Source organism: Sinomonas sp. B1-1 (genome assembly GCF_050474465.1).
Taxonomy (GTDB): domain Bacteria; phylum Actinomycetota; class Actinomycetes; order Actinomycetales; family Micrococcaceae; genus Sinomonas; species Sinomonas flava.
Genome location: NZ_JBCHVF010000011.1, coordinates 29,644 through 50,867, shown reverse-complemented (window position 1 = coordinate 50,867; position 21,224 = coordinate 29,644). Strand labels below are relative to the sequence as shown.

20 protein-coding genes are annotated in these 21,224 nt (G+C 66.4%); 6 read left to right on the top strand and 14 right to left on the bottom strand.

Features of this window, described 5'->3' with window-relative positions; genetic code table 11:
- Positions 1-242: 242 nt before the first annotated feature.
- From ACQ5BE_RS14725 to ACQ5BE_RS14715, 3 genes are all read right to left on the bottom strand, one after another.
- A complete protein-coding gene (locus tag ACQ5BE_RS14725; RefSeq protein ID WP_430297757.1) occupies positions 243-656 on the bottom strand; it encodes a hypothetical protein in 414 nt (137 codons plus the stop codon).
- A gap of 248 nt (positions 657-904) precedes the next feature.
- Positions 905-1,786 carry an Ltp family lipoprotein gene (locus ACQ5BE_RS14720; RefSeq protein ID WP_430297756.1) on the bottom strand — a complete coding sequence of 294 codons (882 nt, stop codon included), beginning with the start codon at positions 1,784-1,786 and terminating at the stop codon, positions 905-907.
- Positions 1,787-2,305: 519 nt separating this feature from the next.
- Positions 2,306-2,845, bottom strand: coding sequence for a hypothetical protein (locus ACQ5BE_RS14715; protein ID WP_430297755.1), 540 nt, complete (start codon positions 2,843-2,845; stop codon positions 2,306-2,308).
- Between the two features lie 133 nt (positions 2,846-2,978).
- On the opposite strand from ACQ5BE_RS14715, the gene ACQ5BE_RS14710 reads away from it, so the two are divergent.
- Positions 2,979-3,116: a hypothetical protein gene (locus tag ACQ5BE_RS14710; RefSeq protein ID WP_430297753.1), complete on the top strand. Its 138-nt coding sequence runs from the start codon at positions 2,979-2,981 to the stop codon at positions 3,114-3,116.
- 127 nt (positions 3,117-3,243) lie between these two features.
- Here the strand turns inward: ACQ5BE_RS14710 and ACQ5BE_RS14705 are convergent, their stop codons facing one another.
- The gene (locus ACQ5BE_RS14705; RefSeq protein ID WP_430297752.1) at positions 3,244-3,930 is read right to left on the bottom strand and encodes a DUF2848 domain-containing protein; all 687 of its coding nucleotides are present in this window, start codon (positions 3,928-3,930) and stop codon (positions 3,244-3,246) included.
- Between the two features lie 78 nt (positions 3,931-4,008).
- Here ACQ5BE_RS14705 and ACQ5BE_RS14700 point away from each other — a divergent pair, with 78 nt between their 5' ends.
- Positions 4,009-5,352, top strand: coding sequence for an MFS transporter (locus ACQ5BE_RS14700; protein ID WP_344299400.1), 1,344 nt, complete (start codon positions 4,009-4,011; stop codon positions 5,350-5,352).
- Between the two features lie 54 nt (positions 5,353-5,406).
- On the opposite strand, the gene ACQ5BE_RS14695 is transcribed toward ACQ5BE_RS14700, so the two are convergent.
- On the bottom strand, positions 5,407-6,042 hold the full coding sequence (locus ACQ5BE_RS14695) for a GntR family transcriptional regulator (protein ID WP_344299402.1): 636 nt from the start codon (positions 6,040-6,042) through the stop codon (positions 5,407-5,409).
- A 26-nt stretch (positions 6,043-6,068) separates the two neighbouring features.
- Between ACQ5BE_RS14695 and ACQ5BE_RS14690 the strand changes: the two genes are divergently transcribed.
- Positions 6,069-6,875 carry a carbon-nitrogen hydrolase family protein gene (locus ACQ5BE_RS14690; RefSeq protein ID WP_430297749.1) on the top strand — a complete coding sequence of 269 codons (807 nt, stop codon included), beginning with the start codon at positions 6,069-6,071 and terminating at the stop codon, positions 6,873-6,875.
- Between the two features lie 62 nt (positions 6,876-6,937).
- On the opposite strand, the gene ACQ5BE_RS14685 is transcribed toward ACQ5BE_RS14690, so the two are convergent.
- Entirely contained in the window at positions 6,938-8,293 is a 1,356-nt protein-coding gene (locus tag ACQ5BE_RS14685) for an MFS transporter (protein ID WP_430297748.1), read from the bottom strand.
- Between the two features lie 308 nt (positions 8,294-8,601).
- Between ACQ5BE_RS14685 and ACQ5BE_RS14680 the strand changes: the two genes are divergently transcribed.
- Positions 8,602-9,507 carry a hypothetical protein gene (locus ACQ5BE_RS14680; protein WP_430297746.1) on the top strand — a complete coding sequence of 302 codons (906 nt, stop codon included), beginning with the start codon at positions 8,602-8,604 and terminating at the stop codon, positions 9,505-9,507.
- 354 nt (positions 9,508-9,861) lie between these two features.
- On the opposite strand, the gene ACQ5BE_RS14675 is transcribed toward ACQ5BE_RS14680, so the two are convergent.
- The 6 genes from ACQ5BE_RS14675 to ACQ5BE_RS14650 form a co-directional block, all read right to left on the bottom strand.
- Complete coding sequence (locus tag ACQ5BE_RS14675; protein WP_430297744.1) at positions 9,862-10,989, bottom strand: EcsC family protein; 1,128 nt, start codon at positions 10,987-10,989, stop codon at positions 9,862-9,864.
- Between the two features lie 739 nt (positions 10,990-11,728).
- Positions 11,729-13,264 carry an SIR2 family protein gene (locus tag ACQ5BE_RS14670; protein WP_430297742.1) on the bottom strand — a complete coding sequence of 512 codons (1,536 nt, stop codon included), beginning with the start codon at positions 13,262-13,264 and terminating at the stop codon, positions 11,729-11,731.
- 40 nt (positions 13,265-13,304) lie between these two features.
- A complete protein-coding gene (locus tag ACQ5BE_RS14665; RefSeq protein WP_430297741.1) occupies positions 13,305-13,910 on the bottom strand; it encodes a hypothetical protein in 606 nt (201 codons plus the stop codon).
- Positions 13,911-13,924: 14 nt separating this feature from the next.
- Positions 13,925-14,953 (bottom strand): sigma factor-like helix-turn-helix DNA-binding protein, encoded by a 1,029-nt coding sequence (locus tag ACQ5BE_RS14660; protein ID WP_430297739.1) that lies wholly within the window; start codon positions 14,951-14,953, stop codon positions 13,925-13,927.
- A gap of 46 nt (positions 14,954-14,999) precedes the next feature.
- A complete protein-coding gene (locus ACQ5BE_RS14655; RefSeq protein WP_430297737.1) occupies positions 15,000-16,475 on the bottom strand; it encodes an ADP-ribosylglycohydrolase family protein in 1,476 nt (491 codons plus the stop codon).
- Positions 16,476-16,527: 52 nt separating this feature from the next.
- Positions 16,528-17,490, bottom strand: coding sequence for an ARPP-1 family domain-containing protein (locus tag ACQ5BE_RS14650; protein ID WP_430297736.1), 963 nt, complete (start codon positions 17,488-17,490; stop codon positions 16,528-16,530).
- Positions 17,491-17,590: 100 nt separating this feature from the next.
- On the opposite strand from ACQ5BE_RS14650, the gene ACQ5BE_RS14645 reads away from it, so the two are divergent.
- Both ACQ5BE_RS14645 and ACQ5BE_RS14640 read left to right on the top strand, forming a co-directional pair.
- A complete protein-coding gene (locus ACQ5BE_RS14645) occupies positions 17,591-18,307 on the top strand; it encodes an NUDIX hydrolase (protein WP_430297734.1) in 717 nt (238 codons plus the stop codon).
- A 25-nt stretch (positions 18,308-18,332) separates the two neighbouring features.
- Positions 18,333-18,992 (top strand): hypothetical protein, encoded by a 660-nt coding sequence (locus ACQ5BE_RS14640; protein WP_430297732.1) that lies wholly within the window; start codon positions 18,333-18,335, stop codon positions 18,990-18,992.
- A 114-nt stretch (positions 18,993-19,106) separates the two neighbouring features.
- On the opposite strand, the gene ACQ5BE_RS14635 is transcribed toward ACQ5BE_RS14640, so the two are convergent.
- Positions 19,107-20,822, bottom strand: a complete 1,716-nt coding sequence (locus ACQ5BE_RS14635) for a DNA/RNA helicase domain-containing protein (protein ID WP_430297730.1) — start codon at positions 20,820-20,822, stop codon at positions 19,107-19,109.
- Positions 20,809-21,123: a nucleotide pyrophosphohydrolase gene (locus ACQ5BE_RS14630; RefSeq protein WP_430297861.1), complete on the bottom strand. Its 315-nt coding sequence runs from the start codon at positions 21,121-21,123 to the stop codon at positions 20,809-20,811. The genes ACQ5BE_RS14635 and ACQ5BE_RS14630 overlap by 14 nt, the downstream gene beginning before the upstream one ends.
- Positions 21,124-21,224: the final 101 nt, after the last annotated feature.

Below are 21,224 nucleotides of genomic sequence, written 5' to 3'. Positions count from 1 at the left end.
CCACCCGCCGTCGTCCGTTTGCCGTTCCGCGGAAACGGGGGGAAGAACAGTTCTGGGAGCTGCCTTCCGAGCCGGTCGGGGTTCTCGCTGAGCGCGCCGGTGATGAGTTCGAAGGCAGCAGCGGCGACAGCACGGTCCTCTGTTGTGGTAGCTGTTGGCGGGCGGGGATGCTGAATGCCAGAACGGATCCAAGCAGCCAGGACATAAGTGCGCCGGCGATAGTCAGGGCACCGGATGCCCCATTACTTGGTGACGTGCACGACAACGGCCCTGTCGGTGGATTGGGTGGTGCCGGGATTGTCGATCCCGGTGACTGTCCAGTTGCTCAGCAGGAGCACGGTCTTGCCGGTGTCCGAGTTGTAGACGACCTTCGTGAAGCCCAAGGCCTTGAGGTCGTCGTCCAGAGCTTCAGCGTTCATTCCGACGATGTCGGAGGGTATGACAGCCGTCGCCGGTTTCGCCGGTGTGGTCGATGTTGCCGCCTTCGCCGGACTTGTCGACGGGGCTGGGGTGGGCGCGGGAGCAGCGGTAACCGTCACCGTTACGGTGGGTCCAGGGACCGTCACGGTTTCGGTGACCGCGGGAGCAGCGGCCGTGGCGCCGCCGCACCCCGAGAGCGTCAGCATCATCAGGGCAGCGCAAATGAACTTCTTCACCAAATGTCCTTGATCGGAAGGGGTCAATAGTGTGGCGTCAGTTGGCGTAGACCATGTTCGCGATCTTCCAGCGTGTCACCTGTGGTATGACCCGGAACTGTAAATGCCGACCGTGATGATGATTGATTCGCCTCATCACAATTTCCCCCATAGTGATGGTCGGGTCGGCCTTGTTGAGACGGCATAGCCGATTTCACATCTGATGCTCCGGCTCAGACGAGCCGGAGCATCAGAATTGTGAGATGAGTCTAAAGACCGGTCTTGGTTGCCCCGTACTCAGCCTGCTCTGGCGTGAAGCCCTCGAAGATCAGCTGGTCGACGAGTCCGGAATGGGAGAACGAGGTGAACTTGAGGTAGTCCTTCGCCTTCTTCGCGGCCTGCTCGTTCCAGTCGACAGTCACATGGTCCACCGCCCACGTCGCGTCGGCGGTCGAGTACTTCTCGAACTCCAGCTGACCGATCAGTCCGGTACGCGAGAACGCGCTGTAGTCGAGATAGCTCTTGGCCTTCCGCAGCGCATTCTGCTGACTGATTGTGCCAGCCTTGGCGGCAGCGTCAGCGGCTGCCTTCGCTGCCGCATCTGCGTCGGCCTTCGCCTTGGCCGCCGCATCGGCATCTGCCTTGGCCTTGGCGGCAGCGTCCGCGTCCGCCTTGGCCTTGGCCGAGGCCTGGGCTTCAGCAGCCGCCACCGCCGGATCCTTGGAAGGTGTCGGTGTGGCAGCAGCAGCGGTGGTCGCAGTCGTCGCCTTTGACGTAGAAGCGCTGGGCGAGGTTGACGGCGTCGCGGCAGCTCGAGTCGCATTGAGGATAATTCCGAGCAGGATGAAGACCGCTGTGACGATCAGCGCCACCTTCTTGTGCCTGTCATAGCCCTCAAGAGGCATCCCCTGCTTGTCCCGCGTCTTGTTTGCGAGCACGAGAATCAGGTCGACAAGGGCCCAGATGCCAAAGCCGCCGAACGTAACCAGCTTCAGGATGCCGGTCCCGACCTTTCCCAGATAGAACCGGTCAACGCCGAAGACGCCCAGGAGGAGCGATAGCAGCCAGGTCACAAGGAATGACTTGCTGCTCTTGAGGGGGCCGCCATAGCCGGGGCTTGGAGGGTAGGGCGCGAGATTCGGATGGCTCATGAGAGTCCTTTCATAGGACACCTCACCGACGTGCGAGTGGAGCGTGCGGGGTGGGTGCGTGGATTGACGCACATAGAGGGGGAAAGGCATAGAACGCAGGCTGCAGAAGGCGGCGCATAGGCCAGCCGAGATACAAGCATGATCGCTTCCCCCAATAGCGTCACGGGCGTCATCGCCCGTAACCAGATAATACACGTCTTTGACGCGCTAGATTCAGCCTCCTCGTAAGCGCCGAGCCGAAGTTGCATGCTGGCCTTCTTGCACATGATGCAAGATCTTGCAACTTGGGAATAGAGTCCTCCCGCGGTAGAGGAGAAGGTCCTAAGCTTCAGAGGCGTCGGCTGCCGCTCGAGGAGACGGCAACCATTAGTTTGGATTTGTCCGCCGTGCCCGAATGTCCCTATCGAGACTCGCGGCGGCCTAAGCCAGCCTCCGCAGACGCTCGCAAACTTTATTGTGAGGGGCGCCGCCGGCCACATCGTGGGGGCCGTCCCTTCCCGACGCGATCATGCCCCGGGGCTACACCCGGACCGGATCACCGACCAAACGCTTGAGCTCGGCAACTTCGGCAGTGAGTTCGTGGACCTGCTGGGTCACCCGCCTGAACGCCCGCTGGCGCTGTCGGGCCGCGAAGAAGCTCACCACCATCGCGATGAGGCTCAGCGGTACGGCGAGGGCGAACGCCCAGCCGGCGGAGGCGAGGAAACCCCCAGCCACCGGAAGCGCAGCCTGCACATTGTTGAATTCGTTCACCCCGTCGGCCAGCCCGCTGAGGAGGCCGTCGATGGGTTCCAGGAACTGGCCAACCATGGGAATGCCGGCCAGCGAGGGAGCGACAAGGCGCTCATGGGTGTCGCCGCCCCAGCGTCCCTCGCCGAGATGGAACAGGACGTAGACGGCGGCCACGGCATTCGCGAACCCGAAGACGAGAACAGCGCCGAAGGCTGCCAGATCGACGCGCCAGTACCGCCAGAGAGCCAGCAGCACCGCGGCAACGATCGCAGCACCCCACGCCAGATTCGTCAGGGCCTCGCCGTTGAAGCCGCTCAAAAAGTCCACCACGCGCATTCCTTCCCCACAGTCCTGTGGCAGGCTATCGCGTCTCTGGCAACGGCTTGTCGCCGCCCGGGAAGCACTCCCGCAAAGAACCGAATACGGCGAACCGGAGAGGTCAGCCGAGAATGACGGCGCGGTGGCCGGCGCGGACATCGGGGAGGTGGTGGCGCGACAGCTCGAGGTCTTCCGCCGCTTCGGCCATCTCGAAACCGTCGAGCGCATGGTCGAGCGGCTGGCCGAGTCCGTCGTGAGTGCCGTGCGCTGGCACGCGTAGCGTTGCCGCGCTGACCAAACGATGCAGGTGAGCGGACGACGGCGGGTGCGCACCCGCCGTCGTCCGCTCACCTGGCCGAGGTGCCGGGGTCAGTGGCCTGTCGTCCGGCCGCTCCCTGTTGAAGCCTCTATTCCCAGGCTGCCGGAAGCATCTCCACCTCGTACGCGACCCGGCTGACGTTCCCTTCGCCGTCCGCGAGTTCCACGCGCCACCCGTCCGCGAACTGGTCCACGCCGGGGACCATGGGGATGGTCCCGCTCATTACCACCGTGCCGGGCCGGAGCAGCCCGGCTTCATCGAGCCGATCCGCCCAGTAGCGCGGCGGGAGCAGCTGCGAGGGCGAGCCGTCCTGGATGAGCGTCTCGGCGCCGTCGTGCGTCACCCACGCGCGCAGGGAGAAGCCGTCAAGAGCGTCCTCGACATCGGAGAGCCGCCACGCGACGTCGCCCAGGACGTCAGGGCCCGCCTGCTTGCTCCACGCGACGGAATGCACCTCGAGGTCGCGGTCGGTGTGGTCGCACGCCGCGGTCACGAGGAGATCGTCAGGGCCGTCGCCGACGATTAGCGCCCACTCTGCCTCCCCGGACGTCCGGCCGTGCTGCACCTGCGTGCTCCCCGCCTGGGTGGCCTGGGTCGCCGAGAGCGGGTACAGGGTCGGGATCGTGGTCGGCGCAGGCACCCCGAGCTCGGCCAGCTCGTCGACGTGGTGCTGGACCTGGGCGGTGTCGCGCCCGGCGTAGCCGCCGTTGAGGACATAGCTGATCGGGATTTCCCGGGGACCGCTTCCGACAACGTCAAGACGGATTAGTGCCATCATTTTCTCCCAAGGGGTTGCGTAGACATCGTGTATACAACGAGTATGGGGCTAACCCTGAAAGGAGACAAGCGTCATATGAGCAGTCACGCGCAGACCCCATCGGCCCCGGTCGAGCGGCGCACCCTCTACAAGGCCTTCACCGCCAGCCTCAGCGGCACGGCGCTCGAATGGTACGACTTCGCCCTCTACGGCGCCGCGACGGCGGTTGTCTTCAACAAGCTCTTCTTCCCCGACGACGACCCGGCGATGGCCACCATCAAGGCCTTCCTCACGTACGCGGCTGGGTACATCTCGCGCCCCATCGGCGGAATCGTCTTCGGCCGGCTGGGCGACCGGATCGGCCGCAAGCGCGTGCTCGTGTGGACGCTCGTGCTCATCGGTGCGGCGACCTTCGGCATCGCCTTCCTGCCCACCTATGCCCAGGCAGGCCTATGGGGGCCCGCGCTGCTCGTGCTCCTGCGCTTCCTTCAGGGCGTTGGCGTGGGCGGCGAGTGGGGCGGCGCCGTCCTGCTCTCGAGCGAGTTCAGCAAGCCAGGCGAGCGGGGGCTCTGGGCTTCGGCCGCCCAGGTCGGCGTGCCGCTCGGCTCGGTCCTGGCCAACCTCGTGCTCATCATCATGACCGCGAGCATGCCTGCTGCGGACTTCCAGTCCTGGGGCTGGCGGCTCGCCTTCGGGTTCTCGATCGTTCTGGTCGGGTTCGGCCTGTGGATCCGCCACACTCTTGAGGAGACGCCGGTGTTCCAGCGGCTGCTCGAGCGGGGAGAGGCCGCCAAGGCTCCCGTCACCGAGGTGTTCCGCACCCAGGGGCGCGCGCTCACCGGAGCGATCCTCTGCCGCGTCGGTCCCGACGTGCTGTACGCGTTCTTCGCAGTGTTCGTGCTCGTCTGGCTCAAGACCGGGCCCAACAAGCTCAGCGACTCGGAGGCCCTCACCTGCACCATGGTGGCTGGCGCGCTCCAGGTCGTCACTATGCCGTTCGCAGGCTGGCTCTCCGACCGGGTCAACCGCAAGTGGCTCTACGGCATCGCGGCCCTGGCCGGTGGCGCATGGACGTTCATCTTCATCGCCATGACCCAGACCCGTTCGTTCGGGCTCGGCCTGGTCGGCGTGGTCCTGGGCCTCGTGTGCCACTCGTTCATGTACGCGCCGCAGGCGGCGCACATCGCCGAGCAGTTCCACGCACGGCTCCGCTACACCGGGTCCTCGCTGGCCTACACCTTCGCGGGGATCATCGGCGGCGGCTTCGCCCCCAGCGTCTTCGCTGTGCTGATCGCGATGGCGCCCAACGGCTACACGATCGCCGGGTACGTGCTGTTCGCGGCCATCGTCACCGTGGTTGGCCTCGCGATGGGCCGCAAGGTGGTCGACGACGTCGACGTTGTACCTTCCGTCCCTGCGGACAGCTCCGCCGCCCGCTGAGGCAAGCGGCACACGACGGCGGCCGCGCGCCGCCGTCGTGCGCTATGCCTTCCGCTAGATCACCAGCATGCGGCGGGTCGCATCGAGGTGGTGCGCCACTGCCTTCTCAGCACGCTCCACGTCGCCCGACTCGAGGGCGTCGACAATCGTGGTGTGCTCGGCCAGCACCTCCTCGCGGCGGTGCGAGCTGCGCTCGAGGGCCGAGACGCCGATGACCACGTGGCGGGCTCGGACCGACTCGTACAGCTGCTCGAGCACGGGGTTGTGCATCGCGCGGATGAGCCGGGTGTGGAAGTCGCGGTCGGCGGCAATGAACTCGGCGAACGTGCCGCCGTTGATGAGGCGCTTCTGCTCGTCGAGGCACTCGCGCATCGCAGCCGCTGTCTCCTTCTCGACCCCCCGCGCGACTGCCTCTCGGACGGCCCAGGCCTCGAGGACGGTTCGGACCTCGAGGATATTGCTGATCAGCTCCGGGGTGAGCGGCGGTACGAGAGCGCCCCGATTGGGGACGAGCTGCACGAGGTTCTCCGCGGACAGCAGCAGAAGCGCCTCGCGCACCGGGGTGCGGGAGATGCCCAGCTCGGAGGCCACTTCCTGCTCGTTGATGAACGTCCCCGCGAGAGCGGCGTCGCCCAGGAGCAGTCGGCGGAGATGCCCGTACGCCTTGTCCCGTCCAGAAGAAGTTCGCATACAACGTATATACCGTGGAGGACTCAATGATTCCATCGAACAACCTGACTGTCGCCGCGGCACAGTTTGCTGCCGGCACCGACAAGACCGCCAATCTGGACGCGGTCGCGAAGCTCACCGTGCGTGCCGCGGATGCGGGCGCCGACCTGGTGGTGTTCCCCGAGGCCGCCATGGTCCCCTTCGGGGAGGTCCTCGCTCGCGCCGCCGAGCCGCTTGATGGGCCGTTCGCCGACCGGGTGCGCGAGATCGCCGAGGCCAGCGGGGTTGCCGTCGTGCTCGGGATGTTCGAGCCCAGCGGCGACGGTCGGGTCCACAACACGCTCCTCGCCACCGGCCGGGGGGCCGAGGCCGCCTACCGGAAGATCCACCTGTTCGACGCGTTCGGATCGCGCGAGTCCGATACCGTGGCGCCCGGGAGCGACCTCGTGACCTTCCGGCTCGGGGGAGTGACGGTCGGACTCGCCACCTGCTTCGACCTGCGGTTCGCGGACCAATTCACCGCGCTCGGCAGGGCGGGAGCCGAACTTGTCTGCGTGCCTGCCTCCTGGGGGGACGGGCCGGGGAAGGCCGAGCAGTGGGACCTGCTCACGCGTGCACGGGCCACCGATGCGCAGGCGTGGCTCGTCGCGTGCGACCAGGCCTGGGTGCCGCCTCGCGGGGCCGACCCGCTCGGCCTCGGCCGGTCCTGCGCTATCGACCCGCTGGGGCGGGTGCGCGGCCGGCTCGGGCATGAGCCCGGGCTACTGGTACAGGTCCTGGACGTTGCCGAGGTGCGTGCGGTGCGGGAACGGGTGCCGGTGCTGGCGGGAGTCCTGCCTTCGGCGCGTCACTGAGGCAAGCGGACGACGGCGGGTGCGCACCCGCCGTCGTCCGCTCACCTCACCGAGGCGCCGGGTCAGTAGCCCGTGGCGACCGCCTCGAGCTCGCCGTCGGGGGCCTCCGCGCGGGCGGGCTTCACCAGGAGCGTCGCGAGCGCGGCGACCACGAGCGGCACCGCGAGGGCGGCGAAGTAGCCCGACGGGCCCAGGCCGGTGAGGAGCACGCCGCCGAGCGCGGAGCCGACGATCGAGCCGAGGCGGCCGACGCCGATGCCCCAGCCGGTCGCGGTCGCGCGCAGCTGGGTGGGGTAGGCGTTGGCGATGAGATAGTTGAGGGCGAGCTGCTGGCCGCCGATGCCGAAGCCGGCGAGGCCTATGAGCGTGAACACGAGGCCCCACTGGGTGCCCGCGGCGCCGAGGCCGAGGGCGATGAGGATGCCCGCGCCGAACATGCCCAGCAGGAGGGTGCGGGCGTTGACGCGGGGCAGGACCGCGGAGAGCGGGATGGCGAAGACGATGAACGCGGCGTTGACGGTGACGGTGCCGAGGGCGGCGGTGCCGGCGTCGAGGCCGAGGGTCTTGAGCGCGGTCGGCATCCAGAGCAGGAGGAGGAACCAGGCGATCCAGTTGAACAGGTACGTGGCCCAGACGGCGACGGTGACGGTGCGGTAGGCGGGGGAGAAGAGGGCCGCGACGGAGCCGCGCTTCTCGCCGGCGTCCTCGACGGTGAGGACGGTGCCGCCGGCGATGGTCTGGCCGGTCGCGCGGGTGATGAGGGTGCGGGCGCGGGAGAGGGCGTCCTCGGTGCCCTTTGCGACGAGGTAGGCGGGGGACTCGGGCAGGACGGCGAGGGCGCCGAGAAGGAGGACGACCGGCAGCGCCCCGCCGATGAGGAAGATCCCGCGCCAGCCGACGGCGGGCAGCCAGGCCGCGGCGACTAGGCCGCCGATCATCGCCCCGCCCGGGAGGCCGAGGAGCACGAGGGTCATGAGGGTGCCGCGGCGCTTGCGCGGGCTGTACTCGGCGGTGAGGGCGAGGAGGGCCGGGGTGGCGCCGCCCATGCCGAGGCCGATGAGGAAACGCAGCACCACGACCTGCCACGCGGCGGTCGCGAACGCGCCGGCGAGCGAGAAGGCGCCGAACACGGCCAGCGCCAGGAGGATCGTGCGCTTGCGGCCGATCCGGTCGCCGAAAGTTCCGAGCGTCATCGCGCCGAGCGCCATGCCGACGGTGCTCGCTGTGATCACCCAGGTCATGTCGGTGGCGCTGAGCTTGAACTCGTCGGCGATCGCGGTGCCGATGAACGCGATCGACTGCGTGTCGAACCCGTCCAGCAGCGCGATCACGAAGCAGAAGGCCACCACGGCCCACCGCCTCGCGCCCATCGGCGTTGTGTCCATGGCGTCCTGGACGCTCAGGGTCCGCGTAGTCATCGTCGACTCCTCACTGGTGCGTGCACGGAGGACGACGGCATCCCCCGGCTTGGTCTGCTCTGTGAGGCTATGGGTGGGGCTGGGTGGGGTCCAATATCCGTTTGAGGCGGATTGATATGCAGAATGTCGGATTTATCAGCGGGGACGACACCGCGCGGCGAGGGGTGGAGGCCCATGGCGCTTCCGCGTTTCCGGCCCGCGAGATGAGTGTTCCGCCGGGATGAGGGTGCAGTGGCTTGCATTTTGGTTTCCCCACGCATCTCGTCCCTCGTGGTATATCTAGATCGGGCGCAGAAGAAGGAGAAGAATTGCGAACTCTTGTCCAACTTGTCGTTGAAGTACGTCCCATTGATGGCAAGCCTCAGTCGGCTCCGTCAACGGCTGAATCGGTGCGATTCGTTCGGGACCTTGTGGCATCATCTGTGTGGTATCCCGAGCATCCACTTGAGGATGGATTGCTGGCGTCCCTGATCGACCAAGCAACGAAGGGGAATCGAGCCGAGGGGCTGCGTCATGAAGAGGCTCTGGCAGTCGTTGAACGTCTGATCGGTGAGGACGCCCGCGATGGTAACAGGGTGCTGCTGGCCGCCAATACGCTCGTACTCCTTTCCCAGGTGAAGCACGGTCTTCCCTTGACGGCGCTTAGTCCAAGTCAGATTATTCCACTTCACGATGGGATCGAGGAGTGCTGGGGCATCATTACGGTGCAAAAGAGCCGGGTGGACCTTCGTGTTCGGTCAGAGGATATCGACCGCCTCGAGGAAGCGACGGAACGTGCTTTGGTCGCGCTGAACATCCACGCAGCGAACAGCCCCTACAAGCAGTCGAATGCCGACTCTCGCGAGTTGCTGCTATGCACGATGGAAGCCCACCCGGCCCGCGAGCTCTCGAAGGACGGAACGGAGAGTCGGACCGGCAGGATCCATGTGCTGGGCAGGTTCGGACGTGCCGCATATATCGCGTCCCGACCACTTCAGCTGACCTTGGCGATCGCCGCACTCGCACTCCTAGTCGTGTCCCTTGTCATGGAGGGCTTCGAGGTGACCCTCGCACTAACGGGCTGGTTTGTCTGGTGGCACTCCCTAATAGACAAACTGTTCACGACAGCTCTATGGGCCGCTGTCCTCGCGTACGCGGGGGGCGTTGGGGAAATTCGGCGTCACCCTCATATTAGGACGGCCGGCAAACGCGTGATCATCAGCTGGAAGAGGTAGAGATCGGGACAGGTCGCGTCCATCGGTGTCGGGCGGATCTCGAAGGCTCAAGTCTGCTTGGAGCGATACTGCGCCAGGATGCGCGGACAATTCTCGGCCACCCCCGGCTCGTCCCGGTCTCGCATCTTGTCAAGACCGAGATCAAGAAGGCTGGCGGCGGCCTATCCGTGGTCCTGAACCCTCGTAGGACAGGGCATCGCCAGGGCGGCCGGGCGAGGCCGAGGTGCTCGCCTATCCGGGAGCTAATGCGCCATCGATCGACGGAACTCCAGCCTCGCAAACGAACTTATTCGGTCCATGCGACCAACCACGAGTGGATTCATCCATTGTGCCGTAACGGGTATTCGCTGGGCGTCACTTCAGTTCCGGGCCGCCTGCCTCTGTGAGTTCGTCCAGAACGCTGATCTCTTCGTCAGACTGGTCCATGTCCTCGCACTCCGCATCTTCAACCACGTCGACGGTCTCCTCTTCCATAGCGAGCCGCGGGTACTTTTCGAGGAGGAAACGCCGTCGGTAAGCCACGTCCGCAGCGTCGACGATGCGCTCGAGGGTGGCCCAGTTGAACGCGCCGCCGAGCGCTATGCCGGCAACGGGCACGACTTTGCCGAGCGACTGCTTGGTGAAGCGGACACCGAAGGCCTTCGCGAACTGCTTTGACACCTGCGCGACAATCGACTTCTCCAATGTTGCCCAGGACTTGCCTCGGACCAGGGCTTGCGTGAGCCGGGAGATGTCAGCCATCGCGGCGGTCTTAGCGCCCGCGGAGGCGGCCGTCCCGGCGTTGACGACCGTCATCACGAACAGCTTCTCCGCTGGTTCATCTGGATCATAGCCATAGAGCAGTGAGACATGGCCGACTGAGCGAGATGCCAGCCCAAGAACCAGGGCGGCGTCACCCGTCATCGCCCCCATGACTGCTGCCGCCGAAGGGGCGGCCGCGACACCTCCACTAACAGGGACGGCCAGTTCTCCGCCCGAGATCAACAGTCCGGCGCCAGCTCCCGAGACGGCCGCGGCAGCTGGGTAGTACCAGCTCGCCCCACGCCCGCGCACGGAATCAATAAGTTCAAGGTCCAAGCGCCGCAGGTCGGATAGCGACGCCACCTCATGGCCACGTTTCTGATGCTGCCGGACCACCCGCGCCGCTGAGAGCCCCGCTCGCGAGACACGTCCGACGGTCTGCCGGATGGACTGAAGAGCATCGCCGCCCCAGTCGGTGAGCCCTTCTGGAACAGCGTCTGCTATCTTGCGGGCACCGTCACCGACCGCCTGGGTGCCTTTGGCCGCGACCGACTGTCCCCGGGACACGATGGCCTGAGCTCGTGGGCGGTCCTTAAGGAACTCGGTCGCACGCCTACCGAACGCGGCCGCGCCGGCAGCAGCCTTTTCACTGGCACTGCTAACGGCCCTCGACATGGGGCGCCCCGTGAAATTCTGAACGTTGCGCCATGCCTCAAGCTCGTACTCAGACGGTTCTCTCATACCGCGAAGTGTAGTGCCGGTTTCCGGGAGGCCGGGGGATATTTCGTATCGACGACCTGACCGACGTGCTCGCAAGCTGGGGCTCCAACTTCTCTTCTGGCCGCATTGCCGTGTATCTATGGCCGTTCGTATGGCAATGGATGCACGAAGGAGTGCAAAATGAGGAAGACGGTGAGGGTCGGGATTATCGAAGACCTCCTAGGTCGGGGTTTCTGGGACTTTGTTCCACAGGCCGACATTGACTTTTCCGGTGCGCCCACGCCTCCCGCGGTTTACAGGCGTTGGCCTCGGGCGATTAAACTCCGGTCGAGAACAGTGCAGGTGGAAGGTTTAAGGGCAAAAGACCCCTCGGCCAGGCTAGATATTCTCGCGTCGCGGCGGGTCGACAACGCGGATGTGCTCTATTTCGGTAAGGCGGCACAGAATTCCCCTGACCGTGGCTTGCGCAAGCGGACCCACGAGTTGTTGCGGTTTGGACGAGGAGGCGGTGTTGGACGCTGGGGAGGGACAGTGCATCTGGCAACCCGCTGTGCCTTTTTCGAACGTTTTGGCCTGGCTTCCTCTGGAAAAGCGAGGTGGATGCATTTGAAAGGGCCTGTTGCAGGACTTCTATGACGAGCACGGCGCGCTGCCGTTCACAAACTTGAGATTCTGACAACTGGTGACCTCGAAGATGATGAAAGCCTGACCTGCCGCCATTTCGCGGAGGACATCTGGGTGACGACTATTCCTGGCTTTCTCAGGCCTTCGGCGAGAGTCCCAGTCCTTCGAGAGCCTCGCGCACGCGCTCCCATACCGGGCCGCCGTGACCGTCGTGCTCCGCGACGAGGTCCAGCAGGTCGGCCCGTAGCTTCTGGTCCCGCGCTTCGAGGCTCGCGCCGTACTTGTCCGCCAGCAGGTAGGTGTGCTCCTGAGTCGCGTGCGCCATCATCGCGTCTAGGAATAATTCGAGGCGGTGGGCAGCCTCGCCGAGGTCGACATCCCCCGCTTCCTCATCCGCCATCGACACCACAGCGAGGCGGCCCTCCCACGCCTTCGCCTGCAGGCTGTTCGTCCCCACCATGAGCGCAGTGCCCATGACGTCCCGCGCGCCCTCGGGCAGGGCGCGTCGGACTGCGTGGACGATCTCGTGGAAGTGGTCGTCGCCCAAGCCGAAGCCCACGAACAACAGGTGGTGCGTCATGAGGTGCGCCTTGACCAGCGAGGAGAGGGCTTCGCGGTTGGCGTTGAAGCCGAGGTAGTCATCCCGGGTCAGGACGATCGTGCGCGGATCTGCGGCGTCGCCGTGCAGCTTGAGCAGCCAACGCCCGGTGCCGGTCTGGCGGGGGATCACGAAGCGCGGCGCCTTTGCATCCTCGCAGGCGCGTTCAAAGAGGTTGTCGTAGTTCAGGGTGATCGCACCCTCGGAGGGCAGCGACGCCAAGAGTGCCGGCGCGAGGCCGTAGCGAGGCAGGTTGACCCGGTCGGCGATGCTCTTCCGGAAGCCCGGCTCGATGGCCTGCTCCGTGTAAAGCGTCTCGAGCAGGCTCGCCTGGTCGAGGAGGCTCAGATCTTCCAGCTGCTCGGTCTGCGTGGTGGACAGCCCCAAGCGCTGGGCGAGCTCCGTGAGCAGTTCCTTCCACGAGGGCGCCCCGGCGCTCATGCTCACCCCGGCGCCGAGGAACGGCACAACCCGTCCAGCCCGGGCCTTGACTCCGAGATCTTCGGCCTTGGCTCGCAGCTCGTCCCCCAGTCCGCGCCACCAGCTGCTTGTGTCGGATCGGCGCAGCCTCTGCGCGAGGGTGTAGGCCGCATGATCGCGCACGACGACGGCTACGTCGACCTGCTGCCTGCTCGCCACCTCACGGGTCGCGTTGAGCAGCGCGGTCATTTGGGCGGTCAGGTCCTGAGCCGATCCACCCGCGCTCCCGAGGAAGGGGAGGGCAAGAAGAGGACGCGGGCGGTAACCCTTGGACGGTCCGACCTCCCGGAGCGCGACGTCGGCAAACGCATGAACCCGCTCATTGATGACCGCCGTAGTCCAGCGGTTGTCCGAGGGAACGGCTGTCGCTACAGGCAGCGGGTCTTGGTGGCTTCGGGGCGGGACCGCAAACGCCAAGGCGCCGCTGGTGCCAAAATCTTCGGGCTTCGCGTTCTTCGCTCGGGCCCGGAGCTCAGTATCGTCGCCGATCCACGAGTCGCGGATGCTCAGCAGGTAGTCGGTGGGCAGCATCCAAGCGTCGGCATTGAGATGCAGCAAATTCGCGCGCAGGACGAAGACGTGGCCGGATGTCATGGTGCTTTCGTATCACGACGACTAAGGTCCGTGGACATGTTCACCACCATCGTGTTGTGTCAGCGGGATGCAGCCGAAGGGGCGCGAATTCACCGAGGTAGGCATATCCCCCTGAGTAGTCCGCGTCCCAGACAGTTACGGCGTCGACGGTGACTTCCACGAGGCCGATGTGTCGTACAACATGTGCGAGCCCTTCCGGCAAGCGCGTCCACTGCTGCTCGTCTCTGACGAAGAATTGATGGCTGGGCTCGTGCTCAAGAAAGAGCGCCTCAGCCATTTTTCCTCGTGCCGTGATGAAGAAACTCAAGCCATCGATGCGTCGTTTCGCATTTCGCTCGACTTCAAGCCGGGTCGGACCGTAGCCCGGCGGCCTTGGCTCGGTGTCCTCGTTAATGCGACAAGCCGAGACCCCCAAGGTGAAATCCGTCAGCAACGCATCCAGAGTGGCCTGCAGGCCCGCGACGCGCTCCCCAAATGCGTCTTCCATGTCCGGCGTGGCCGCCGCCCAATCCGGATCAGCCCACGAATCCCGGTAGCGCGAGCGATTGGCAGCCTTGCGAAGGCCGTCCGTCCCCAGACTGGCTACCCACTGGCGATGAATCCGGCGCAGGTCGACGAGGACCTCGAGTTCGTCTCCAGATGGCATTGCTCCTCCTGGTCTCACAGGCCGGGGCGGCCGGCCGCGAGACCAGCCCGCACCGCATCGCCCCAGCTGCCGAATACGTTGCGGATCGAAGCGACCGAGGGGCGCGTCCGGCCCACATCTCCTTCCATAACGACCCACTCGTGGTAGCTCTCCACGGTCCTCTTCCGGTCGGGGTCGGCGACGAAGTCGTTCATTGCTTCCCGGTAGTCGTCCTCGGTGAACTTCAGGAGGCCCTTGGAACGCCCGCGCGCACTCGTGCCGAGGCCGATGGCCGCGAGCCCGTCGTTCCAGCCGCCAAAGCGCTTCTGGATGGTCTGCCGCGTTGGAGGCCAAGGCGTCGCACCCTTCCGTGACTCCAGGCCGAGGACCGGGATGAGCTCGTCTCGCAGCGCCCCATACCGTTGGCCCGTGATGGTGGCCTCCGGATGCTGGGCCACGTGCTCCTGCGCGGCCGCGATCACGCCGAGGATTGTGGCAATGTCGTCCGGTTCCACGGACGCCGCCGCAAGCACGTCCTTCAGGTCCGTGATGACCTCAAGCGGAAGTTCCGCCGCCGCGCCGTCCAGATCCGGGCCGAGGCCCAGATCCGATCCCAGCAGGTACCAGACCCCGGCGGCGACGACCTCGTCGGAGAAGATGTTCTCGCCTTCGAGCTTGTCGAAGACGATGTCCGATTCGCGGAGCGCTTCCTCGGCCACACCTGCGTCGACCGAGGGGTAGAGGGCGCGGATTCGCTCTACGGCAATCGCCCGTGGAGCACCGGTGGCCGCGATCCGCCGCGCCAGTTGCCCATACTCGAGCAGGAAGGCGGCCCGGGCGGCCGCGCTGGCGGACTCGCGCGCTGCAAGACGATTCTTGCGGGACTCCTCGGCGCTCGTTCCGCCCAGCTTCGAGACGATCTGGCGAACGCGTTCGCGGGTGACCCCGAAGCTCGAACCGATGGACTCGAGGGTCTCGCCGGCAGCGTAGCGCTCGACCATCTGCTGGTTGCGCTGCTGCACTGTCAGCTCAGGGGCGGTGCTCAGATCGGTAGCGGTGCTCATAGCCATACTCCTATCTCCTCCTTCCGACATTTCTGGGCCCCAACGCCTACGCGCGCCGGAGCACCTCCATGAACGCCCGGTTCGGCGACGCCGCCGGCAGCACGGACCGCACCTCTTCGAGCGCCTCGAGCCCGGAAACGCCCCGCACCTTTGCCCCGTACAGCGCCGCGACGGTCGGCGTCCGCGACTCCATCCGCACGCAGTGCAGGAGCACACGCTTGCCCTCCGCGCGGAAGGTGGCGACGGCGTCGGCGGCGTCGCGGAGCACGAACTCGAGGTGGGCGTTGTACTCGGGCCACGCGGAGTCGATGATCCAGAACCTGGCGTGGTCGGCTGCCGGGACGCGGGCATCCTCGGTGCCAACGCGGCATAGGCTCACGACGGCGTCGTAGTCCTCCCGCTGCAGCGCCGGGGCTGCGCCGAGCAGCACGCCCGGGTCGGCCGGGTGCTCGACCACGTCAGTCGCCGACAACGGCACGTACGGCGTGTGGTCGAAGTGCGTCGCCGCAGGCCACGCGTCAGGCCTTCGCCCCTCCCCGCGGGCCAGCTCCATGCCGAGCCGCTGCAGGTCCAACGCGGTCATGCCCGGCCAGCCGTGCAGCCGCCGGCGCCACTCGAACGGCACCGCCGAGATCCCGTACGCCGCCCCGAGCAGCCCGCCGGCTATCGCCGCGACGGTGTCGGTGTCGTTCCCGCCGCGTACGGCGTCCTCCAGCGCCGCCCGCAGGTGCGCGGGCCCGTCTGCCGACCGCGTCGTGGCGATCGCGCTCCACGCCCCCTGGAACGCCTCGACCACCCAGCCGTTGTTCCGGAAGTCTCGGGGGCGCGACGCCTCCGCCACCGCGATCCGCTCCTCCCACAGTGACCGCCGCTCGGGATCAACCAGCGGCAGCCCCACTCGCACGTCGAGCTCCCTGGTCAGGACGGCGTGCCGGATCGCGGCGCACCACAGCACGCACGCGTCCACGGCGTCGGGGTCGGCGTGCGTGAGGGCCGACGCCGACGCTGCCGCCCGCGCGAGCTCCTCCGCCGGCCGCCCGATGAACGCCAGCGCGACGGGTGCGGTCCGCATGAGCGATCCGTTCCCGGCCCCGCGGCCGGTGCGGGCGAGGAAGTCCGCCGCGGCGGCGGTGAAGTCGGCAGCGGTGGGTTTCGACTCCGCTGCGCTCCGCTCAACCAACGTCTGGGCGGCGGCGATGACCGCGGAGGTCTGCGCCCCGACGTCCTTCGCCTCCCGCGCCCAGGCCGACCAGGCGCGGGCCGCGGAGGTCCACTCCACGGGCTGCCCGGCGGCGACGGCGCCGGCCTGGTCGAGGAGGGCCTCGGCGAGCGGGATGGCCATGGAGGTGTCGTCGGTCCACTCGGCGGGGGCGAAGCCGAACGGGCCGCCGCCGGTCATCGCCACGGGCGTGCCGTCCGGCAGGGCGGGGCCGAACTCGTAGCCGGCGCCGAGGGCGTCGCCGGCGGCCATCGCGACGAGGGTGCCGGCGGCGCGGTCGTTCTGGAGCGGGGTGAGGTCCATGGGGACTCCTTCGGGTGCGGGTCTAGCGAGGTTGGTCAGGCGGCGCGGCTGGTCAGAGAGCGGCGAGCGGGTGTGTCGCGTCCCAGACGGAGAGGTGGGCGAACTGCGCGGGTCCCTCGGCGCGCTGCGCTGCCAGGCCGCTGTAGGCGTAGCGCCCGACGGCGGCGCGCACCGGGGTGCTCGCGACCGCGCCGTGGGCGGTGGTCGGTGCAGCGAAGAGGCGGCGTGGGTCCGTGGCGAGCCCGGCCACGAAGTCGCGGGCGGCCTGACCGGGCGTGGGCTGGGCGCCGAGGAGCTGGGCGTGCGCGGCCTCGAAGCGGAGCGCATCGGCGAACTGCTCCCAATGCCGGGCAAACAGGGTAGAGGTGCCGAACAGCTCGAGCGTGAGCGCGCGCCCGCCCAGACCGACGACGACGCCGCGCTGCCCCTCGAACACTCCGGGGGTTGAGCGGAGCGAAGCGGAGTCGAAACGGCTGGCGGCGGAGTCGAAACCGTCGTACGCCTCGACGAGCGAGCCCGTGGCGCTGGCCCCGGCGGCGAACCGGCCGACGCGCTGCCACACGCGGCCCTGGTCGGCAGGGCGGAGGGGGCGATGGCCGTCGCCGGTGGAGGCGGCGAGCCCGCCCAGGCCCGCGAGCTCGGCCCGCACGTGCAGGGGAGCGCGGCGCGCCCGCCGGCCGTGCGCCATGGTCGGGCCGCCCCAGCGGCCCTGCTCGACGCAGAAGGCGGGGACGTCGGCGCGCTCGCCGGGGGCGACGACGCGGCTCTCGGCGGCGACCCGGTGCTGGTGGCCGCCTTCGAGGAGCTCGCCCTCGATCAGGAGGGCCGGCTTGGCGCCCGTGTTGGCGACCGTGAGGCGGGTGACCTGCGGGCCGGTGGCGAGCTCGGTGACCTGGAGCTGGGCGTGGGCGCCGGTGGTGAGGCCGAGGTTGCCCGGAGTGTCGGACCAGACCGGGAAGATCGTGAACGGGCCGAACGGCCGGCCGATGCCGATGTGGAGCTCGGGGAACTGCATGGCGCCTCCTCAGGGGCCGAAGCTTTTGCGCTGATCTGCGCTAAGTCCGACTGTAGGGGCGGCTGGCACTTTTCGCAAGAGTGAGATTATTCTTGTCCGCATGGTGTGGCGCGACGAGCACGGCAAGCGACTGGAGGACTACCCGCGGCCGAGCGTCGCGGTGGACACGGCGGTGCTGACGGTCGAGGACAACGAGCTGAAGGTCCTTCTGGTCCCGCTGGCTCAGGGCAGTGAATCCACGGTGGTCGAGCGGGGCGAAACGGCGGTGGTTGAGCGGAGCGAAGCGGAGTCGAAACCAAAGCTCGCCCTGCCTGGAACGTTCCTCCACGAGGGGGAGACCTTGGCGGACGCGGTGCTGAGGTCACTGCGTGACAAGGCAGGTGTGGTTGGGCGGTCGCCTCGACAGCTGCGGGTCTTCGACCACCCGGCGCGCGACCCTCGCGGCTGGGTGCTCTCGGCGGCGCACGTGGACGTCGTGCCGGTCGCCGTCCTGGGGGAGTCGTTGGCGCACGACGGCGTGCGACTGGCTCCGGCGGACGATGGCTCGGTTCTCGCGAGACTTCCATACGAGCAGGGCGAGATCGTGGCCGCTGCGGTGAAGTCGGTGCGTGCCGAGTACCAGGCGGAGCCTGACCCGGGTGCGCTCCTCGATGAGCCGTTCACCCTCGCGCAGCTGCGGGCGCTGCACGCAGCGGTGCTGGGGGAGGAACCTATGCGCGATACTTTCCGGCGCTACATGGAGCCTCGGCTTGGGGCTACCGGGGAGATGACTGACGGGACCCGAGGGCGGCCGAGCCGGACCTGGCGGCGCAAGTGACCCGTGCATCTGCGAGTATTCGTGGGTGACCTCTCTAAGTATTTCAGCGGAACCTGGCACGATCATGTGGCGCCACGTTAACGCGCTCTCGTGGCGGGTCCTCAGCGAGCTCGCCCGTCGTGACAATTCATTGTTTGTCGGACTTACTGGATATGGCGGGTCGGCATCACATGCGCATGCCTTGATGATGACGGACGGCGCGACTCGCCACTATCAGGCGCGTCGCTGGGGGTTGGGCTTCACTGCCGGAAACGGCGGTGAGCACCAGATCGAGTGGAGTGAAGCCTTCTCAATGCCGAGCGCCCGCAGCATTGCGATGGACCTGGAGCGAGCAAATGGGCTCAACTTTCCGGCTTCTTCGCCGCCGACGAGCCCTCGAGCACTGGGTTACCGCGTCTTGGCAGCGGTCCTCGAGCTGACATTGGGCGATGCCGCTCAGTGGGAAGTCTGCGGGTTTCCCGCAAGGTCTTTCGCGGGTGACGCCAATTCTCCGCGGCTGAGAGAGTGGGAAGACACGGCGTGGTCCCTCAGACGGGATGATGAAGAAGTCGCTCAGATCGACAACTTCGGGCATCTTCGGTGGGGTCTCCAATGCGATTCCATGGACCTGATGCAGCTCTACATGCGTCATGACCGCCGGATCATTCCGCTTGTTTCTGAGCTGTTCGGGCGTTTGTTGAAGTAACCACACGAATGCCCGGCTTGTGCGCATTCTTGAGCGGCCTCGTGCCCATTGCTTCAACCATGATGCTTGGTGGCTTGGAAGGCTTGGAGGAAACCCACGTCAACCGCAGGCCGCCTAAGCCTCGAAATACGGCCGCAGGTGCTCCCGCAGGGCCCGGTCGCACACGTACACGTATGTGCCGCGCATGCCGCGAGTGAGGAGCACGCCGTACACGTTCACCACGTACTCGAGCAGCTGTTCGTCTGAGTAGGTGATCCCGAGCGTCTTGTTGTTCTCCATGCCCTTCTTGTCGTGGTAGCACGACCGGTCGAACATCAAGCGCTCGGCCGCGGCGTCGTATTTTAGCTCCGGCCCAATGATCACGCCCGCGTAGTTGAGGTCGTACCCCTGCACGGTGTGGATCGACCCCACCTCATCGACCGACTTCGGTGAGTTGATCCAGTCCACTGCAGTCGAATTCCAGCGCAGCTTCTCGCCGTCCAAATGAATGTCGTAGGCGGACTTGCTGTTCTTGCTCACCCACGGCCACGCGAATCCTGCGACCACACGGGCTAGCCTATGTTGGTTCTCCTTTTCGCGCACGAGGGCGAGCATGTCACCAAGGCGGTCGAACATCCGAAAGTCGTACTCGCCGAAGGCCATCGGGAGCGGGGGAGCGGTGCTGAGCATTCTCCGCACATAGCCCACATAGTCCTCCCCAGCGGCAACTCGCATCTGGGTGGCGAGCGGGTACAGACGGTGGTCCTCTTTTGCTTCTGCCAGCAGGCGTTCAACGCGCTGCGGCGGCAGATCACCCGGACGCACGCTCTGAGCGGCGTCAATGAGGAAGATCTGATGCCTGCTCTGCTTTATGATCCAGTCCAGCTGAGTGAGCAAGGGGTCATCGGCTCCGAAGAGCCTTTCATTGATTACCTGGAAGTCCCGATTCCGCACACCCGAGGACTGGTTGGCGCGCTGGGACAGCCTGTGCGCTTCGTCCACGATCAGCAGATCGTACAGCTGTTCGCTGAAGCCCACGTCGAACGGGGTGAGGACCATGGCGGCGGCCAACCCAGGCGTCTTGGCGAAGACCCGCTGGATCGACTTACGCAGCGACTGCTGGGGCACCACGAGCCCCACACGGAAGTCTCTCAGCAGCTCTGGGTATCCCTCGAGGAAGTACTCGGCAAAGATCGAGTCGCTTTCCACCACCTCGTCCTGGCTGTGTGCGCGGATATCGCTGAGCAGCTTCATTAGGTAGATCGCGACGATCGTCTTGCCAGTGCCCGGGTCGCCCTGCACCACGATCGTGTTCGAGCGCTGGTGCTCCAGATCGTCGAACAGCCCCTCGAGAATGTCGTTGACTGCCCCGGCCTGTTCCTGCGTGAGTGCTTTGAACGGCGAGAGCTTGAATAGGTCGCTGTTCTCGATTTGCGGGATCGTCTGGTCGAACATCCCCTCCTTCCGGAGGGACTCGAAAATCTCGTTGAAGGTCTTCTCGTACTCGGCTCGGGCGTAGTAGTCGGCGTTGGTGATGCCTTCGTTCCGGTTCTCCACCGTGTACCGGCCGTCGCCCGCGAACAGGCGGATCAGGTAGGACTCGAGGTCCAAGCACACCGACTTGTTGAACCGATCGTCTACCACCACGCGCACGGCCTGGAGGTGCCCGCGCTTGTTGGCGATGTGCTGATTCATGCGCGTTGCAGCGTTCAGCGATTCGCCCACATAAATGCTACGAGCATTGTTGAGCGTGTAGACCACGGGCCAGTTGCGGTGGCGCGGATCGCCTTCGGCCCACACCTTGACCGATTCGGTGTCCAGCTGAAGGCGTTCGATCCTAAAGCTGGTCATGCTTGGTGCTCCGCCCGCGGGACAGCTCAACGGGGTATTTGGCCCGGGTGACCTCCAGTTTCTCCGCCACGATCGCCAAGGGATCCGCACCTATCCGGTCGGCGAGAAGCAGGCAGTACGTCAGCACATCGGCCAGTTCGGCGCGCACGGCGTCAGCATCAGCGGGCTTGCCCCACTGGAAGCACTCCAAAAGCTCGGCAGCCTCAATCGACACGCTCTTCGCTAGGTTCTCCGGAGTGTGGAACTGCCCCCATTCGCGCTCCGCCACGAACACGCGGAGCTCCCCGAGCACATCGGCCATGCTGGAATTGTCGCTCACCTCTGCAACATACCAAGCAGGTCAGACGCTTCTCGGCGCGCTCCGGCGCTTTAGACCACCATATTGAGCCTCTTCCGGTCGCG

Excerpts from the sequence above, each read along its gene's own strand:
- ACQ5BE_RS14720 (WP_430297756.1), bottom strand. The coding sequence starts at position 1,786 with ATGAGCCATCCGAATCTCGCGCCCTACCCTCCAAGCCCCGGCTATGGC.
- ACQ5BE_RS14705 (WP_430297752.1), bottom strand. The coding sequence starts at position 3,930 with ATGGCACTAATCCGTCTTGACGTTGTCGGAAGCGGTCCCCGGGAAATC.
- ACQ5BE_RS14700 (WP_344299400.1), top strand. The coding sequence starts at position 4,009 with ATGAGCAGTCACGCGCAGACCCCATCGGCCCCGGTCGAGCGGCGCACC.
- ACQ5BE_RS14695 (WP_344299402.1), bottom strand. The coding sequence starts at position 6,042 with ATGCGAACTTCTTCTGGACGGGACAAGGCGTACGGGCATCTCCGCCGA.
- ACQ5BE_RS14690 (WP_430297749.1), top strand. The coding sequence starts at position 6,069 with ATGATTCCATCGAACAACCTGACTGTCGCCGCGGCACAGTTTGCTGCC.
- ACQ5BE_RS14685 (WP_430297748.1), bottom strand. The coding sequence starts at position 8,293 with ATGACTACGCGGACCCTGAGCGTCCAGGACGCCATGGACACAACGCCG.
- ACQ5BE_RS14675 (WP_430297744.1), bottom strand. The coding sequence starts at position 10,989 with ATGAGAGAACCGTCTGAGTACGAGCTTGAGGCATGGCGCAACGTTCAG.
- ACQ5BE_RS14670 (WP_430297742.1), bottom strand. The coding sequence starts at position 13,264 with ATGACATCCGGCCACGTCTTCGTCCTGCGCGCGAATTTGCTGCATCTC.
- ACQ5BE_RS14665 (WP_430297741.1), bottom strand. The coding sequence starts at position 13,910 with ATGCCATCTGGAGACGAACTCGAGGTCCTCGTCGACCTGCGCCGGATT.
- ACQ5BE_RS14660 (WP_430297739.1), bottom strand. The coding sequence starts at position 14,953 with ATGAGCACCGCTACCGATCTGAGCACCGCCCCTGAGCTGACAGTGCAG.
- ACQ5BE_RS14655 (WP_430297737.1), bottom strand. The coding sequence starts at position 16,475 with ATGGACCTCACCCCGCTCCAGAACGACCGCGCCGCCGGCACCCTCGTC.
- ACQ5BE_RS14650 (WP_430297736.1), bottom strand. The coding sequence starts at position 17,490 with ATGCAGTTCCCCGAGCTCCACATCGGCATCGGCCGGCCGTTCGGCCCG.
- ACQ5BE_RS14645 (WP_430297734.1), top strand. The coding sequence starts at position 17,591 with ATGGTGTGGCGCGACGAGCACGGCAAGCGACTGGAGGACTACCCGCGG.
- ACQ5BE_RS14635 (WP_430297730.1), bottom strand. The coding sequence starts at position 20,822 with ATGACCAGCTTTAGGATCGAACGCCTTCAGCTGGACACCGAATCGGTC.
- ACQ5BE_RS14630 (WP_430297861.1), bottom strand. The coding sequence starts at position 21,123 with ATGGCCGATGTGCTCGGGGAGCTCCGCGTGTTCGTGGCGGAGCGCGAA.